This window comes from Labrys sp. HAY1-8F, from assembly GCF_056754975.1.
Genome location: NZ_JBPGWZ010000002.1, coordinates 788348 through 803929 on the forward strand (window position 1 = coordinate 788348; position 15582 = coordinate 803929).

Below are 15582 nucleotides of genomic sequence, written 5' to 3' on the forward strand. Positions count from 1 at the left end.
GCGGAGTAAGGGATGGCACGCCAAACTCTGGTCGTTCGAACCGTGGCGGAATTGCGCCTGGCCGTGAAGCGTTTTCGCGAAGCGGCTGAGACGGTCGCCCTGGTGCCGACCATGGGCGCCCTGCATGACGGCCATATCACCCTGGTGCGGCAGGCTCGCCAGCGGGCCAGCCGGGTGGTGACCACGATCTTCGTCAATCCCGCCCAGTTCGCACCGAGCGAGGATCTCGCCAAATATCCTCGCACGGAAGCGGCGGATCTCGCCCGGCTCAGGGATGTCGGCTGCGACCTCCTGTTCGCCCCCGATGTCAGCCAGGTCTATCCACAGGGCTTCGCCACCACTATCTCGGTCGCCGGGCCGGCACAGGCCGGCCTGGAAGACCGCTTCCGCCCCGGCCATTTTGCCGGCGTGGCGACGGTCGTGGCCAAGCTGTTCTGTCAAAGCGGCGCCGACATCGCCATGTTCGGCGAAAAGGACTATCAACAGCTTTGCGTCGTCACCCAGATGGCTGCTGATCTCGATCTGCCGACCACGGTGGTCGGCGTGCCGACCGCGCGCGAAGCCGACGGATTGGCGATGTCGTCGCGCAACCGCTATCTCGCGCCGGAACAGCGCGCCAAGGCTCCCCTCCTGCATCGCACCCTCAGGCAGGTTGCCGACGCTCTCATCAAGGGCGCCGATCTCGAGACAGCCTTGGTATCCGGGCGCAGCGCCATCACGGCCGGCGGCTTCGAACTCGACTATCTGGAGGCGCGGCAGGCAGTGAGTCTTGCCCCGGTCACCGGACTCGCTCAAGGACCCGTGCGATTGCTGGTGGCAGCCCGGCTGGGAGCGACCCGCCTCATCGACAATATCGGCGTCGAAGCCACTCGACATTAACCAAATCTGCCCCGCCAAAGGTGACAAAACCGTGGCAATCGTGCCACGCATCCCCTCGTTGCCGACCGTCGGTGGAAAACGGGAAATCATGGTTAATCGAGCGTTAACATGAATATTTTCAATGGGTTATGACATCCCGTCCTTCGCGTTGATCTTGTTTTTTCTGCGGCAAGAGCGTTGTGCGGCCCCAGGCCTTGTGCGAAGTTGACGTCGGGAACGGGTAATTGGCCCTGCTCTCTGGGTAAACATCCGGTGGCGGGCAAAACAGGTCTGAAGATTGTGATGCGCTTCGGGATCAGGATCAGGTCGAATTTGAGCCGGATGGCGCCCAAAGCCGCCTTCGCAGCCATAGCGCTCGCAACGGCAGCGCTGCCGCAATCGCAGGCTGCAGCCGCCGGCCACAGTGCCATGCCGATCTATGCTCCCGTGGGCGATGTCACCACGCCGCCGTCTGGTTATCTGCAGTTCTGCAAGGACAATCCGGGCGATTGCAAGTCGGGCTCGCAGGAAGCACGCGACATCGTGCTCTCGCGCCAGGCCTGGAAGGATCTGATCGCCTTGAACGACCAGGTCAACAAGTCGGTAAAGCCGGTTACCGATCTCGACAACTACGGCAAGGTCGAATGGTGGGCCTACCCCACCAATGGCAAGGGCGACTGCGAGGACTACGTCCTGCTCAAGCGCAAATTGCTGATCGATGCCGGCTGGCCACGCTCGGCCCTGCTGATCACCGTGGTGCGTGACAAGAAGAACGAAGGCCATGCCGTGCTGATGGTGAAGACCGACCGCGGCGAATTCGTTCTCGACAACCAGGAAACCAAGATCCTGTCCTGGCGCGCCACTGGCTATCGCTACGTCAAGCGCCAGTCGCAGTCCGACCAGAATGCCTGGGTCTCGCTCGGCGACACGCAGACCACGTCGATCGTGTCGGCAAAGGGCAATTGACGAATTCGGAATGTCGATCTCCAGATCGACATAGTCTCAAAAAGTGTCGATCTGGAGATCGACACTTCAGCTAGCAACCCAAAACCGCAATTGCTTTGACGCCTTAATCGACCCGCTTCAGTCCCTTGGCGAAGCGCTTGGCGTTGGCGACATAATGCGCCGATGACTGCTTGAGCCTGGCGACGGTTTCCTTGTCGAGGGGACGGAGCACCCGCGCCGGCGAGCCGACGATCAGCGAATGATCCGGAAACTCCTTGCCCTCGGTGATCAGCGCGTTGGCGCCCACCAGGCAGCCCTCTCCGATACGCGCACCGTTCAGGATGGTGGCCCCCATGCCGATCAGGCTGCCGGCCCCGATGGTACAGCCATGCAGGATGGCGGAATGGCCGACCGTGCAATCCTCGCCGATGGTGAGGGGAAAGCCGGGATCGGAATGCAGCACGGCACCGTCCTGGACATTGGAGCGTGCACCGATGGTCATCGGCTCATTGTCGCCGCGCAAGACTGCGCCGAACCAGATATTGGTATCCTCTCCCAAAATGACCCGGCCGACGACCTGCGCGTCGGGAGCGAGCCAATAGCGACCATCCGCCGGCACGGCTGGTGCAATATCGTCGAGCGCATAGAGGGGCATGGCAGGGCTCCAACTCAGATTTAGGAACGAGTGCACGCCTGTGGCCAAGCGAACGCCAAGGGATCGCAGACACCCCCGCCTGCCCTTGGACACGCGGCCGCTACGGCGTGGGAAGATGCAGGCGAGGACGCCTGCAATCCCCAAAATGCCAAATCCACCGGCCGATCAGTCCTCGAGATCGATATCGAGGATCGCCATGTGGAAATCGTAGGAAGTCTCGCCGTCTTCCTTGTCCTCGGAGACCAGGCCGACCGACTCCTCGCCGATATAGACTTCCGCGCTGTCTGTCTTGCGGGCGCGAGGCACGACGCGAATGGTGGCATTGCCGAAGGTGCGTCGAAGATAGGCTTCGACACGCTGCATATCTTTCTTGTCCACTAGACTTCCTCGGTTGGATGCGCCAGGCGGCATTGCCGCCCGCCATCAGGGGGCTTTGCCATGCCAACACGCGCTTCGCAAGAGAATGCGGGCCGAGGGCCTGTGTATGCCGGGGAAAGCAGCGTTTCATCCATTACGGTAAAGGGTCGAATGCAGAGCCGTGAGTGCTCAGGCGGCCATTCCGGATGGTCGGGCCAATCAAGGGTTCCGTGGCTATCTTTGCAGCACTTCGATCAAGTGCGATAGTCGCCCTATGAATAGAAAGATCACCGCCTCATGCCTCTGTGGATCAGTCGGCATTTCATGTGGAATGCCGGCCGGCCCAGCCGCCTATTGTCATTGCGAGGATTGCAGGAAGTGCACGGGGAGCGCCTTCAACGTCAGCGTGCCCTTCCAGGCCGAAACGTTTCGGGTGACGTCAGGCGAGATCGGATCGTTCGCCAAAACTGCAGATAGTAGCAACGAACTGACGCGGCATTTCTGCCGGAACTGCGGCTCTCCACTCTACACATCGTCCCTTAGGCATCCCGATGTGGTGTATGTGAAGGCTGGCATTCTGGATGATCCCTCGATCGTTCAGCCTGCCTACCAAAGCTGGTGCCAATCGAAGGTAGACTGGGCAACCATACCGCCCGACCTTCGGAGCTATGAAAAGGATAGGCGATGAAAGCACGGCCGTCGTAGGTGCAACACCTTTTCCACATAACCTGTGGGAACCTTGCAATTGCACACTTCAGCCCATGCGGCCATCGCGTTGCGCTATGATTGTATTGACCTTCGTGTCGTGCAGAAGATGGCCATCGCTTGAGGGCATATAGCTCCAAGCCCAGCAGGAGGAGCCGGCGAGTTGAATGCGCGTCACTTAGCTGTTCATTGGCCGATGGATGTCATCGACTTCCTGTCGCGCAACATTCCCTTTTCCCTCGAAGAAAGAGTGGGCTGGGAAGATATGTCGATGACGGCCTATCAGATCGGTTGCGAAGCGCTGGTGGCGCTTGGTCAGGCCGATGAAGTCGCGTATGGCGCTGTCCCGCGCAAAAATCCTCGATTGCCTGACATTCTGCCCCGATGGGACGATGTATGTGTTGCAGTCCTCAAACTGGCTAAGCAACGCAATTTGCTCTCGTATCGCCTTCGGGATGGAAGCATCCCCCCTCCTCCAAATCGGGGCGGATTGATCGACTATATCGTAGTTGACGCACTCCCTCTTCCTGCGCCGAACATCCGCTCAGCCTGGGGTCTTGGTCCTGCTCATGCCGCGCCGGATGTGCAGTCGGTCCTGCAGTCATTGGGCTTGATCGCAGACGACAGTTGGACCAAAGCAGCCGAAACCATTCTCTGGCGCCATCTGCCCCGGGAATGGGATATCAATGTTCCGTCCGACGCTCGTTTTGCCGACGCCGTTGTCCGGGCCATCGATACGGTGCCGGAGGACATTCGCACTGAAATGGATCGGATCGTAACAATCACCGAGGCAGATGTAATAGCGTCAGTGGCCAGTAGGGTCGCATTCTACGAAGAACAGCGCGTCATTTTTGGGCCGAATGCCGGAATAGGTTCACCCGATACCCTCGATCAGGCCCGAAAGGGCTTGGAATTTGCAAGCCGGAATAAGCTCGATTGGCTCTTTTTTTGCCGCTGGCGTCTTAGCGACGGTTGGCTCACGCGCGCGGACGCAGGAAAGGCCCTCAAAATCTTTCACGATCCTCTCGCGATTGCAATGAGACGCGCTGTCATTGGTGGGCTTTATCCAGACTTACGCTTCTTGACGGCAATCCCGTAGCCCGGGAGAGGCCAGCCACAGATTGTGAGCGGAGTTCGTGCCTCACACAGTTCCTGACTTTTGCATCCGGCTTTCGTGACGGAAACCTAGAGCCCGACGTCGTGCCAGAAGATGTCGTCCGGCAGCGGGCCGTGCAGGATCTGATCCATGCTGCGCGATGGCTCGGCGCAGCCCGCCTCCCCGACCACGCGCGCCGGAACGCCGGCCACCGTGGTGTTGCGCGGCACCGCCTTGAGCACGACGGAGCCCGCTGCCACGCGGGCGCATTGGCCGATCTCGATATTGCCCAGGATCTTGGCGCCGGCCCCGATCATCACGCCGCGGGCGATCTTGGGATGGCGGTCGCCGGTTTCCTTGCCAGTGCCGCCCAGTGTCACGTCCTGCAGGATGGAGACGTCGTCGCCGATCACCGCCGTCTCGCCGACCACCAGGCCGGTGGCATGGTCAAGAAAGACGCCGCGCCCGATCGGCACGTTCGGGTTGATGTCGCACTGGAACACGGCCGAGGAACGGCTCTGCAGATAGAGCGCGAAATCCCTGCGCCCCGCCTTCCAGAGCCAATGCGCCAGGCGATGAGTCTGCAGGGCATGGAAGCCCTTGAAGTAGAGGATCGGTTCGATATAGCGATTGGCCGCCGGGTCGCGATCGATCACCGCCGCGATGTCGGCGCGGATAGCCGAGGCGATGCTCGGGTCGGCCTCGAGCGCCTTGCCGAAGGCCTGCGCGATCAGGGTCGCCGGCATGTCCGAATGATCCAGGCGCGAAGCGATGCGCTGCACCACGGCGCTTTCCAGCGAATTGAGCTGCAGGATATTGGCGAAGATGAAGCTGGAAAGCTGCGGCTCGGCATGGGTTACGGCTTCGGCTTCCGCCCTGATCCGGCTCCATACCGGGTCGACGACCTCAAGCCCATGGGAAACCAGGCGCTTCGACTGATTCATCTGCCTATCCGCTGAATGGAAGGTACCTCTTTCCTTTTTAGCGCAGCGATGCCGCCAGTGCCAATGTTCATTTAGACGCCCTGCTCTGCGAGGAATGCCAAAACGCCCTGCTTGTAGACCTTGTCGCCGACGGCCGGGTTGTGATCGCGATTGGGAATGTCGAGCACGGCTGCGTTCGGCATCATCGCCGCCAGTTCCTGTGCGGAGCCCGCAATCGGATCACGCGTGCCGACGGCGATCAGGGTCGGCTGCAGGATCCTTGCGACCTCGGCCGGATTGAGCTGGACCCGGGATCCGCGGATGCAGGCCGCCAGGGCCCGTCGGTCCGCGCCGCTCTTGTCGGCAAAGGCGCGGAACATCCGCCCAATCGGATCCGGCACGTCGTCGAGCGAGGGCGCTTCCATGGCCGCCGCGATGGTGGGTGGCAGGGCTTCGCCGTGCACCAGCCGCACGCCCAGGCCGCCGAATACAACCGCATCCACGCGCTGGGGTTGCTCGAGCGCCAGGAAGGCCGTGATGCGGGCGCCCATGGAATAGCCCATCACGGTCGCCGAACCGATACGCAGATGGTCGAGCAGCGCGACGGCATCCCCGGCCATCACGGCGGGGTGGTAGGCGGCGGGATCATAGAGCTTGAAGGACTCGCCATGCCCGCGATTGTCGAAGGCGATCACCCGCCGGCCCTGCCTGGTGAGCAGGTCGACCCAGCCGGTGCCGACCCAGTTCACCTGATGATTCGAGCCGAAGCCGTGAATGAGGAGGATGGGATCGCCCTCCCCCTCGTCGATATAGGCGATTTCGACGCCATCATGATCAAAACGCTGCATCGGCGCGGTTTTCCTTTGCTCTCGATCTCTTTAGCCCCTATCGCATCCCGTGCGGCGCCGCTATGGTCCGCGCGAGAGAAAATTACCGACCCCAAGTCCACATCCAGGTCGACATCGGGCACTCCAAATCGCGGACTGAAGATCAATGGCAGGCCATTCCATTCCCCATTTCCACAATGACCTCGGCTTGAAGGTCATTCGCGTCGGCTCGAAGGAATTCATGTGCCAGGGCGCGAGCGCTCCTTTCGATCACCCTCACATCTTCATCGACCTCGGGTCGGACGACGAGGCGGTGTGCTCCTACTGCTCCACGCTCTACAAATATGATCCCAAGCTGGCGGAAGGTACCTCGGACCCGGCATCCTGCACGGTGACCGCGAACGCCGCCTGAACCCGGCATGGATATCGCGATCGCCGGCGCCGGCATCGGCGGGCTGACGGCTGCCCTGGCCCTGACCCGGCGCGGCTTTGCGGTTGAAATCTATGAGCGCGCCGACAAGCTGGAGGCGGCCGGGGCCGGCATCCAGCTCACACCCAATGCACTCAACGTCCTGTACGGCCTCGGTCTCGGCCCGGCGCTCGAGGCGCATATGGCGGTGATAGAGGTGGTGCGCATCCGCAAAGGCGCGACCGGCGGCCTGATCCAGCAAATTCCGCTCGACCAATGCCGCCAACGCTGGGGCGCCCCCTATGGCGTCATCCATCGCGCCGACCTGCAGGCCGTGCTGGTGGAGGCGGTGCGCCAGCACGCCATTCCGCTGAAGCTGGGACAAGAAATCCATGCGGCCCGACAGGACGGGCAGCGGGCGATCCTGTCCTTCACTGGGGGCCACGCCGATGTTTCCGCCCGTATACTGATTGGCGCCGACGGGCTGTGGTCGAAGCTGCGGCCCCTGCTCGGCCTCGAACCGCCCCGTTTCGCCGGACGGCGGGCCTGGCGGGCGGTGATCCCGAGTAAGGACGCCCCCAGCTTGTTTCATGGTCTGGTGACCGGGCTCTGGCTCGGAGACAACGCGCATTTCGTGCATTACCCCGTGCGTTCTGGGCAGGCGCTCAATCTCGTGGCGGTGACGCATGACGAAGACGCCGGGCCCGGCTGGTCGACGCCGCAACCCGTGCAGGCGCTGCTGCCCCATTATGCCGGCTGGGATGGGCGCTTGCGCGCCTTGCTCGCCATGGTGCCGCAATGGCGGACCTGGCCGCTGTTCGAAGGCCGCGCCGACAGCCGGATCGCCACTGGCAATATCGCCCTGATCGGTGATGCCGCCCACCCCATGCTGCCCTTCATCGCCCAGGGCGGCGCAGCGGCCATCGAGGATGCGGCCGAACTGGCCGCCCGGTTGGACGGTGCCGTCGACGGGGATGTTCCCGCCCGCCTGCAGGACTGGTCGAGACTGCGTCTGCCTCGTGTCACCCGGATCCAGACCGAGGCGCGCAGCAATGGCGAGCGCTACCACTGGCGCTGGCCCCTCGCCGCCGCGCGCGACCTCGGGCTGTCGGCCCTCGGCGGCCGGCGCCTGCTGGAGCGCTATGACTGGCTCTATGGCTGGAAGCCGACAGAATAGGCTTGAGCCGACATGATTCCGGCCCTAAGCAAGGCCGGCGCTGCGGACGTGGCGAAATGGTAGACGCAGCAGACTTAAAATCTGCTTCGGGAAACCGGGTGCGGGTTCGAAGTCCCGCCGTCCGCACCAGATATGATTGGTAAGCCGTCGCCTTAAAGGCTTCGCGGGCCACCCCATGGGATCGCTGAGAGGCCCTAAGCACTCCTCTTCTCCGATGTACTGCTCAAGCCGGCCCAAACTAAAGCCCGCCAGTGAAGTCTGGCGGGCTCTGGCTCCAGGAGACTTAACGCCGCGAGCTATTCAGCAGGGCCCCGACTGCCAGCGCCCCGAGAAGGAAACCGACAAAGCCGGCCGAGGACAGGACGGCTGTGAACGCGCCCGGGTTCTCCTTCATCGTGTCGCTGACCAGTTCAGCCTGGCCGCGAGCTTGACGCGCAGCACCGCGAGCCTTGCCTTTTGCCTGGTCTAAAAGGCCATCGGCCGCCGTCTTGGTGCTCTCATATGCGTCAGACCCAAGCTGGGATAGGGACTTGCTGAGTCCACCTATCTCCTTTTTCAGGTCAGCAATCTGCTTTTCGAGTTCCTTCCGAAGGTCATCTGCGGAGGGCGAATTCGCCATCGGGTCTTCCCCTTGAGTCACAAGATAAAAATAAGGCAGCCGGCTCCCCAGCTGTATGTGACAACTCTTTGTGTAGCAGCTGGGTTCCGCGCCCCTTCCCAAAGGACAGTCCGTGCAGGAACCAATGACTGCACCCGCGCGTTGATGGTTGCAAATAAACCCCTCGGGCGCCTCAGCGAATGTCTCGTAATGCCGCCATTACCCTTGTCGTTGCCGTTGTAGTTATGGCCGGGGCAGGTGCCTATATTTATCACGAGAAGCACAAGAACTCCGTCGAGATAAGCATCGGGGATAAGGGTGTGACGGTTCAAGGACCATCCAACTGAAGGCCTGACTAAATAATCAGGGCATTGTGGGCGAAGCCCGACGGTCACTTCCAACGGAGAAAGAAACATGGGCATCTTCAATTCAATCAGCAACGCCATCTTCGGTCGTGCAAAGGCGGCAGAGGCACCCCAGGCTCCCGCTGGTACGCCGGCTGCCCCGGCGCCGTCATCCGGCGCCGCATCCGCCCCGGCCGCTAACCCATCCAGTTCGACACCTCCCTCGAGCGCCGTGGACGTTGGTGCGGTTCTCGACCAAGCGGCCAAAGCCAGTGGGCAGAATCTTGATTGGAAGCACTCGATTGTGGACCTCCTCAAAGCCCTAAAGCTGGATAGCAGTCTGGTAGCTCGCAAAGAGTTGGCTCATGAGCTGGGCTATACGGGCGACACAGCGGATTCCGCCACGATGAACCTCTGGTTACATAAGGCCGTCATCGCAAAACTGGCGGCCAATGGTGGCAAAGTGCCCGCCGATCTACAAAGCTGACTGACTCGCAGGGGGGCCGTGCTCGCTTTTCGCGAAAGCCCCCCGCCATAGCATCGTTTCCCGGGCAATCAACGCTACCCAAACGAGGAAGCGCATCCCGCCACGAGCCAGTCCATCAGTTGCTGGGCCTTCGCATTCGGTTCGCGTTCGCCCGGCCAGACCAGCCCGTAATGCGTGCCGTCGGCCCAGAAGCCAGCGGGCGCTCGGAGGCGGCTTCGCTTGATGTCATCGGTAGCCAGCACCAGCGGGCTGAGGGCGACGCCCAGCCCCGCCGAAGCCGCTTCCATCATCAGGAAATGGTGATCGTAGAAGCGGATTTCCCTCGGTTGCGGCCGGTGGGCGTGGCGCGCCAGCCATGTCGACCAGGCGTCGGGGCGCGTCCTCGAGCCAAGGCCGATATAGGCGCCCTCCTCGAAATCGGCGAGGAGATCAGGCACCATCACCGGTCCGACCTTTTCGGCGAACAGGCGCTTGACCTGCCAGGTTTCTGGCATGGCAAAGTCGAGGCGGCGGATGGCGAGATCGATCCGCTCGCGCGCGAAATCGATCGGGCCGCCGCCAACCGAAAGATGCAGGGCGATCGCGGGATGGGCTGCCTGGAAGCCGCCCAGGCGCGGGATGAGCCAGCGCATCGCCACCGACGGCTCGCAGGACAGCACCAGGGCATCGTCCCGCGTCGCAGCGGCGCGCAGGCCTTGGACGGTGGTGCGCAATTCGCCGAAGAAGCGGTTCACAGTCAGGAACAGCGTCTCGCCGGCCGTCGTCAGCTTGAGGCCACGCCCGCTCTTCTCGAACAGCCGGAGACCCAGATCCTCCGAGAGCTTGGCGATGCGCCGGCTGACCGCACCATGCGTCAATGCCAGGGTGTCGGCGGCAAGGCGTACCGAACCCAGCCGCGCCGTGGCCTCGAAGGCGCGCAAATCGTCCAGCGAGGGAATGTCGGAGCGGTCCATTGGTGATCTGGTATCACCGATTTTGGATAGAAACTATCGCTTTTTTTGGGCTCCATTTCCTCGATAATCAGGCCATGCAAACCGTTCCTTCTGAAATCGCGAGCCTTCCCGGAAGAGAGCAGTCCGGCACCGTCCCCGCTGCGGCCCCCTCGCCGCTCGCCATCACCATGGGCGATGCCGCCGGCATCGGACCGGAGATCATCGCCAAGGCGTTTACCGCAGGCTGCGGGCCCTCCGTCGTCTATGGCAGCGCGCGCGTGATGGCCGACGTCGTGGCCCGCCTCGGCCTGACGCTGCAGGTTCATAAGATTGCCGGGCCGGAGGAGGCTCACTTTCGCGCCGGCGTCATCGATGTCGTCGACGCCTGCGATATTCGCGAGCCGCCGCCCCTCGGCCGGATCAGCCCGGCCTGCGGCAAGGCAGCCTTCGATGCGCTGCTGACGGCCATTGATGCCGCCAAGGCGGGCACGGTCAAAGGCATCGTCACGGCTCCGATCAACAAGGAAGCGATGGCGGCCGCGGGCCTGTCCTACCCAGGCCACACCGAGATCCTCGCCGCCCATGGCGGAGCCACGCGGGTGGCGATGATGCTGGCCAATGACGAAATCCGGACAGTTCTCGTCACCATTCACACCGCATTGCGCCTAGCGATCGAACAGGCCGATTTCGCGGCCCAGATGGCGGCGATCCGCTTTGCGCATGAAGGCGGACGGGCGCTCGGCATCCCGGTGCCGCGCATCGCCGTTGCCGGCCTCAACCCGCATGCCGGTGAAGGCGGCCTGTTCGGCACCGAGGAAATCGAGATCATCGCGCCGGCCATCGCAGCGGCGCGCCGCGAGGGTATCGACGCCAGCGGTCCCTGGCCCGGCGACACCGTGTTTCTTCAGGCCCGGCAAGGCCGGTTCGACGTCGTGGTCGCCCAATATCACGACCAGGGCCTCATTCCGATCAAATATCTCGGGCTGGACAGGGGCGTGAACATCACGCTCGGCTTGCCTTTCATCCGCACCAGCCCCGATCATGGCACGGCGTTCGATATCGCCGGACAGGGCATTGCGGATCCCGCGAGCCTGATGACCGCCATTGCCTATGCCCGGCGCCTCATCGCGGCCAAAGCCGATACTGAACGAGGGCAAGATGTGTTTTCAGCAAATTGAACTTTAATATAACGCGTTGTCTTGACGCGTTTTCTTAATCAAAAAGTCTATCAACTTTTCTTGAAAACACTATCGAGAGGGTCTCCTGATGGGTCTTCGCTTCATCTTCATGCTCACCCGCAACGACCAGACGGTCGAAGATGCCGCCACGCATCTCCAAACGGCGCTGAAGCTCGGGATCCGCCATATCGGCTTCAAGGATATCGGCCTGCCGATCGAGCGGCTCAAGGATCTCAGCCGGGCGATCCGGGCGGGAGGCGCGACCTCCTATCTCGAAGTGGTCTCGCTCGATCGCGACAGCGAACTGGCCTCCGCGCGGGCGGCCGTCGAGATCGGCGTCGATATCCTGCTTGGCGGCACGCATGTCGAGGAGGTGTCGGCGATCGTCAGGGGCACGTCCATCCGCTATTGCCCCTTCCCCGGCCGCATCAGCGGCCATCCCAGCGTGCTCGAAGGCAGCATCGAGGAAATCGTCGACAGTGCCCGCAAGCTCGCGGCCCATGAAGGCGTGCACGGCCTCGATCTGCTTGCCTATCGTTCGAAGGAAGACGTGGCTACGCTGATGAAGGCCGTATGCGCCGCGGTTTCCAAGCCCATCTACATGGCCGGATCCATCGAGACGCCTAGGCAGATCGCAGCGGTGAAGGAGGCGGGCGGCATGGGCTTCACCATCGGAACCGCCGCGCTCGACGGCCGCTATCTGGCCGACGGCAAGGATGTGGCAAGCCAGCTTGCCGCCATCATGCGGGACGTGGCCGAGATCAACAACCATTTGTCCCCCTATCACAAGCAGAGCCTGACATCCGCCTTCGGCGCCTTTGCGGACGCCGCTTCACCCAGGATTGCCGGGCGGATCAACGACATCGAGGTCAAGCTCGCCAAGGTCGAGGCCGAATCCGGCTGGCATTTCAATGCCAGAGAGGATGCCTTCCTGCTGGTGCACAAGGGCCGACTGCTCATGCGCTTCCGAGACCGCGACGAGGTCGTCGAGGAAGGCGATTTCATCATCGTGCCGCACGGGGTCGAACATTGCCCGGAAGCGCTGACCGCGGAATGCCAGATCGTGCTGATCGAGCCGCCACGCAGCCGGGCCTGAAGCCCCGCCCGATGGCGACGTTCAATCCCCGCTCCCCTCCGCCGGCCGTCCCCTCGCCTCCACGATCGCGGATTGCAGGGTGAACAGGCGATACAAGGTCAGCGCCGCCTTGTAGGGATCGCCGTCGCAATCGCGGATGATGCCGTCCAGGGCCGCCGCTTCCTCGGCTGTCGCCGGCACGACCTCGTCCGCGAAGAGTATTTTCGGATCGATCGCCATCCTTGCCTCCCATCCTTCGAATCCGCCGGAAATTAACCGGGAAGCCCGGCGATGGCCAGCAATTTGTTCTTGAATTGTTCTTATTTCAAGGTCCATGGTCACCCTGGCTCGAAAGCGAGGGAGGCAGGCGCCGATACGGCTCTCGCTCCACTCGGGAACAGCGGCACGCGGCAGAGCGGCAGTCCGATCAAGCTGTGGCCTCCCTTGTGTCCCGACCCATTGAAAAGCTCGGCCGCCCCGGCCCAGACCTTGCAAGGCTTCGCCCGCTCGTGCTCTGCATCCTTGTGGAAAGATCGTCATTGCCTCGGCGGTCGGCACTGATAAGGAAGACGAAACGGGACAAGGGATGAGCGAAACCACTCTCTCGATCACGCTTTGCGGCATCGACCTCACGTTAATCTATCCTGAAGATCTGGACGAAGCGATCTGGCCCTATTTCTGGCATGTCGCCGGTGATAGCCAACCGGAACCCCCATCTGCGACGTTGCGCCTGTACCGCCAGGATTCGAGCCGGTTCGAGCTCTATCGTGACGGCACCCTGGTCTGGAGAGAGCTGTTCTGGCCGGATGCCCTGCATCCCCTGCTCGACGAGATCGGCCGCGTGGTGGCGACGGCCTCCATCCCGCCGGTTCTGCGCGCTGCAGCGGTGGCTTATGACGGCAAGGTCGTGCTGATTGCCGGGCCTCCCGGCTGCGGCAAGACCAGTCTTGCCGCCTGGCTGGTCGAAAGAGGCTTCCAGTTCCTCGCCGACGATCTCGTCTGCCTCGGGGACGCGGAGACATTCGTCAGGCCGGGCGCGCTCGCCCTCGCGCCCCATGCGCAGGTGTCGGCCCGCATCCTGTCCTCTCCGGCCTTCATCGATGCCTACGCCTCGCTCACCCAGGCAGGCGCCGTGATCAAGCCAGAGGCGCTGGCCGAGGACCACGCGGCCGAATGGCCCTGCGCCCTCGTCCTGGTGCCGCAGCGCCATGAGGGCGCCGAACCCGACCTGCAGACGGTTTCCTTAGACAGGCGGCGCTTCTTTCTCGAACTCTCCCAGCATCCGGACCAGCAGATGTCGGCCGCGATCGAGGCCAAGCTCACCGACTTCGCCCGGCAGATCCCGGTCGTCAAAGCGCGCTTCGGCCAGCCTGGCGACTGGCTCGACAGCTTCCTGCGCCGCAGGTTCGATGCCGACCTGCCGGTAGCGAACACGGCCCATCAGCACAGGATCGAGGCGCGCCAGCAACTGGACACCGCAGCGGCAGTGACGGTACGCCCGGCCGGCGACTGGTTCTTCTCCAAACCGGCCATCGCCAGACCGCGCAAGCGCCTGAGCATCGGCATGGCGACGTTCGACGATTATGACGGGGTCTATTTCACGCTGCAGGCCCTGCGGCTCTATCATCCCGAGATCGCCGACGACCTCGAATTCCTGGTGGTCGACAACAATCCGAACGGGATCTGCGGCGATGCCCTTCGCCGTCTTGCCAAGGGGTCAGGCGGGTTTCGCTACATTCCGGTGGCGGAGAGCATCGGCACCGCCGTGCGCGATTTCGTGATGCAGGAAGCCGCCGGCGAGCATGTCGTCTGCCTGGACTGCCACGTCCTGCTGGTGCAGGGGGCATTGGCTAGGCTCCTGCGCTATTTCGAGGAGCATCCCGGCAGTAACGACCTGTTGCAGGGGCCGCTCGTCAGCGACGACCTCGTCACCCTTTCCACCCATTGGACGGGGGAATGGTCCGGCGGCATGTATGGCACCTGGGCGCTCGATCCCGCAGGCAGGGATCCCGAGGCGCCGCCCTTTGACATTCCGATGCAAGGCCTGGGCCTCTATGCTTGCCGCCGCGCAGCCTGGCCGGGTTACAACAAGCTTTTCCGTGGTTTTGGCGGCGAGGAAGGCTATATCCACGAGAAATTCCGCCAAGCGGGCGGGCGCACCCTGTGCCTGCCCTTCCTGCGCTGGATCCATCGCTTCGACCGCCCGACGGGCGCACCCTATACGATCAGTTGGCACGACCGCATCCGCAACTACATGATCGGCTTCGACGAGCTTGGCTTGCCGATGGACGGGATGCTGGCTCATTTCCGCGAGCATGTCGGCCCGAGCGCCGAGCCGATCATCCGGACCTGTTGGGAGGAAGTGGAACGGCTGCGCCTCGCGCAGCCGGGCTAACGACGTAGAGTTGGTTTCAATACCGCGCTTTCAGTGCCTGCCGATATCACCCCTCGGAGCCCTGGGCGATCGGCGGCTGGAAGGCCAGGCCCATGTCCCACGGGAAATAGATCCAGGTATCCTGGCTCACCTCGGTGACAAAGGTATCGACCAGCGGGCGGCCGAGCGGCTTGGCATAGACGGTGGCGAAATGCGCCTTAGGCAGGCGGTCGCGCACCACCTTGGCGGTCGAGCCGGTGTCGACGAGATCATCGACCACCAGGATGCCTTCGCCGCCATTGGCGGCCAGCTTCTCGTCTACATCCTTGAGTACCTGCAGGCCGCTCTGGGTCTTGTAGTCGTGATAGCTGGCAATGCAGACGGTCTCGATCAGGCGGATGCCAAGCTCGCGCGAAATGATCGCTGCCGGAACGAGGCCGCCTCGCGTGATACAGACGATCGCATTGAAGGGGCCGCTGCCGGACAATCGCCAGGCAAGCGCACGCGCATCGCGGTGGAACTGATCCCAGGATACGGGGAAGGCCTTGTCCAGCTTGGGCGAGTTCATGATCCGGTCCCTAGCAGAAATTCACCAGCTTCATCCACGGGTGGATGAAGCTGGTGAATTTTGCAAATGTTAAA

General features: G+C 62.8%; 18 protein-coding genes and 1 tRNA gene. 11 read left to right on the forward strand and 8 right to left on the reverse strand.

Going from position 1 to position 15582, the window contains the following annotated elements; translation table 11 throughout:
• Window positions 1-12 precede the first annotated feature (12 nt).
• Window positions 13-879 carry a pantoate--beta-alanine ligase gene (gene panC / locus ACR9ZN_RS12620; RefSeq protein WP_481272372.1) on the forward strand — a complete coding sequence of 289 codons (867 nt, stop codon included), beginning with the start codon at window positions 13-15 and terminating at the stop codon, window positions 877-879.
• A 321-nt stretch (window positions 880-1200) separates the two neighbouring features.
• Window positions 1201-1824, forward strand: a complete 624-nt coding sequence (locus ACR9ZN_RS12625; RefSeq protein ID WP_434956794.1) for a transglutaminase-like cysteine peptidase — start codon at window positions 1201-1203, stop codon at window positions 1822-1824.
• A gap of 103 nt (window positions 1825-1927) precedes the next feature.
• Here the strand turns inward: ACR9ZN_RS12625 and ACR9ZN_RS12630 are convergent, their stop codons facing one another.
• Window positions 1928-2458, reverse strand: a complete 531-nt coding sequence (locus ACR9ZN_RS12630) for a gamma carbonic anhydrase family protein (protein ID WP_481272373.1) — start codon at window positions 2456-2458, stop codon at window positions 1928-1930.
• Between the two features lie 165 nt (window positions 2459-2623).
• Window positions 2624-2836, reverse strand: coding sequence for a DUF3126 family protein (locus tag ACR9ZN_RS12635; RefSeq protein ID WP_434956796.1), 213 nt, complete (start codon window positions 2834-2836; stop codon window positions 2624-2626).
• Between the two features lie 253 nt (window positions 2837-3089).
• On the opposite strand from ACR9ZN_RS12635, the gene ACR9ZN_RS12640 reads away from it, so the two are divergent.
• Together ACR9ZN_RS12640 and ACR9ZN_RS12645 are read left to right on the forward strand one after the other, a co-directional pair.
• On the forward strand, window positions 3090-3503 hold the full coding sequence (locus ACR9ZN_RS12640; protein WP_481272374.1) for a GFA family protein: 414 nt from the start codon (window positions 3090-3092) through the stop codon (window positions 3501-3503).
• A gap of 180 nt (window positions 3504-3683) precedes the next feature.
• Window positions 3684-4619, forward strand: a complete 936-nt coding sequence (locus tag ACR9ZN_RS12645; RefSeq protein ID WP_481272375.1) for a hypothetical protein — start codon at window positions 3684-3686, stop codon at window positions 4617-4619.
• Between the two features lie 86 nt (window positions 4620-4705).
• On the opposite strand, the gene cysE is transcribed toward ACR9ZN_RS12645, so the two are convergent.
• Entirely contained in the window at window positions 4706-5560 is an 855-nt protein-coding gene (gene cysE / locus ACR9ZN_RS12650; protein ID WP_434956799.1) for a serine O-acetyltransferase, read from the reverse strand.
• 71 nt (window positions 5561-5631) lie between these two features.
• Window positions 5632-6387: an alpha/beta fold hydrolase gene (locus ACR9ZN_RS12655; protein ID WP_481272376.1), complete on the reverse strand. Its 756-nt coding sequence runs from the start codon at window positions 6385-6387 to the stop codon at window positions 5632-5634.
• 145 nt (window positions 6388-6532) lie between these two features.
• Between ACR9ZN_RS12655 and ACR9ZN_RS12660 the strand changes: the two genes are divergently transcribed.
• The 3 genes from ACR9ZN_RS12660 to ACR9ZN_RS12670 all read left to right on the forward strand — a co-directional run bounded on the left by ACR9ZN_RS12660 (window position 6533) and on the right by ACR9ZN_RS12670 (window position 8081).
• Window positions 6533-6778 (forward strand): zinc-finger domain-containing protein, encoded by a 246-nt coding sequence (locus ACR9ZN_RS12660; RefSeq protein ID WP_434956801.1) that lies wholly within the window; start codon window positions 6533-6535, stop codon window positions 6776-6778.
• A 7-nt stretch (window positions 6779-6785) separates the two neighbouring features.
• Window positions 6786-7952: an FAD-dependent monooxygenase gene (locus tag ACR9ZN_RS12665; protein WP_481272377.1), complete on the forward strand. Its 1167-nt coding sequence runs from the start codon at window positions 6786-6788 to the stop codon at window positions 7950-7952.
• 42 nt (window positions 7953-7994) lie between these two features.
• Window positions 7995-8081: transfer RNA gene (locus tag ACR9ZN_RS12670), tRNA-Leu, on the forward strand.
• 154 nt (window positions 8082-8235) lie between these two features.
• On the opposite strand, the gene ACR9ZN_RS12675 is transcribed toward ACR9ZN_RS12670, so the two are convergent.
• Window positions 8236-8571, reverse strand: a complete 336-nt coding sequence (locus ACR9ZN_RS12675) for a hypothetical protein (protein ID WP_481272378.1) — start codon at window positions 8569-8571, stop codon at window positions 8236-8238.
• A gap of 393 nt (window positions 8572-8964) precedes the next feature.
• On the opposite strand from ACR9ZN_RS12675, the gene ACR9ZN_RS12680 reads away from it, so the two are divergent.
• Window positions 8965-9381: a DUF3597 domain-containing protein gene (locus ACR9ZN_RS12680; RefSeq protein ID WP_481272379.1), complete on the forward strand. Its 417-nt coding sequence runs from the start codon at window positions 8965-8967 to the stop codon at window positions 9379-9381.
• A gap of 74 nt (window positions 9382-9455) precedes the next feature.
• On the opposite strand, the gene ACR9ZN_RS12685 is transcribed toward ACR9ZN_RS12680, so the two are convergent.
• On the reverse strand, window positions 9456-10334 hold the full coding sequence (locus ACR9ZN_RS12685; protein ID WP_434956804.1) for a LysR family transcriptional regulator: 879 nt from the start codon (window positions 10332-10334) through the stop codon (window positions 9456-9458).
• 167 nt (window positions 10335-10501) lie between these two features.
• On the opposite strand from ACR9ZN_RS12685, the gene pdxA reads away from it, so the two are divergent.
• Complete coding sequence (gene pdxA / locus ACR9ZN_RS12690; RefSeq protein WP_481274352.1) at window positions 10502-11491, forward strand: 4-hydroxythreonine-4-phosphate dehydrogenase PdxA; 990 nt, start codon at window positions 10502-10504, stop codon at window positions 11489-11491.
• An 88-nt stretch (window positions 11492-11579) separates the two neighbouring features.
• Window positions 11580-12587, forward strand: a complete 1008-nt coding sequence (locus ACR9ZN_RS12695; RefSeq protein WP_481272380.1) for a cupin domain-containing protein — start codon at window positions 11580-11582, stop codon at window positions 12585-12587.
• A 21-nt stretch (window positions 12588-12608) separates the two neighbouring features.
• On the opposite strand, the gene ACR9ZN_RS12700 is transcribed toward ACR9ZN_RS12695, so the two are convergent.
• The gene (locus tag ACR9ZN_RS12700) at window positions 12609-12806 is read right to left on the reverse strand and encodes a hypothetical protein (protein ID WP_434956807.1); all 198 of its coding nucleotides are present in this window, start codon (window positions 12804-12806) and stop codon (window positions 12609-12611) included.
• A gap of 346 nt (window positions 12807-13152) precedes the next feature.
• Between ACR9ZN_RS12700 and ACR9ZN_RS12705 the strand changes: the two genes are divergently transcribed.
• Entirely contained in the window at window positions 13153-14961 is a 1809-nt protein-coding gene (locus ACR9ZN_RS12705; RefSeq protein ID WP_481272381.1) for a glycosyltransferase family 2 protein, read from the forward strand.
• Between the two features lie 46 nt (window positions 14962-15007).
• Here ACR9ZN_RS12705 and gpt read toward each other — a convergent pair whose 3' ends face one another.
• Window positions 15008-15508, reverse strand: coding sequence for a xanthine phosphoribosyltransferase (gene gpt, locus ACR9ZN_RS12710; protein WP_481272382.1), 501 nt, complete (start codon window positions 15506-15508; stop codon window positions 15008-15010).
• Window positions 15509-15582 lie beyond the last annotated feature (74 nt).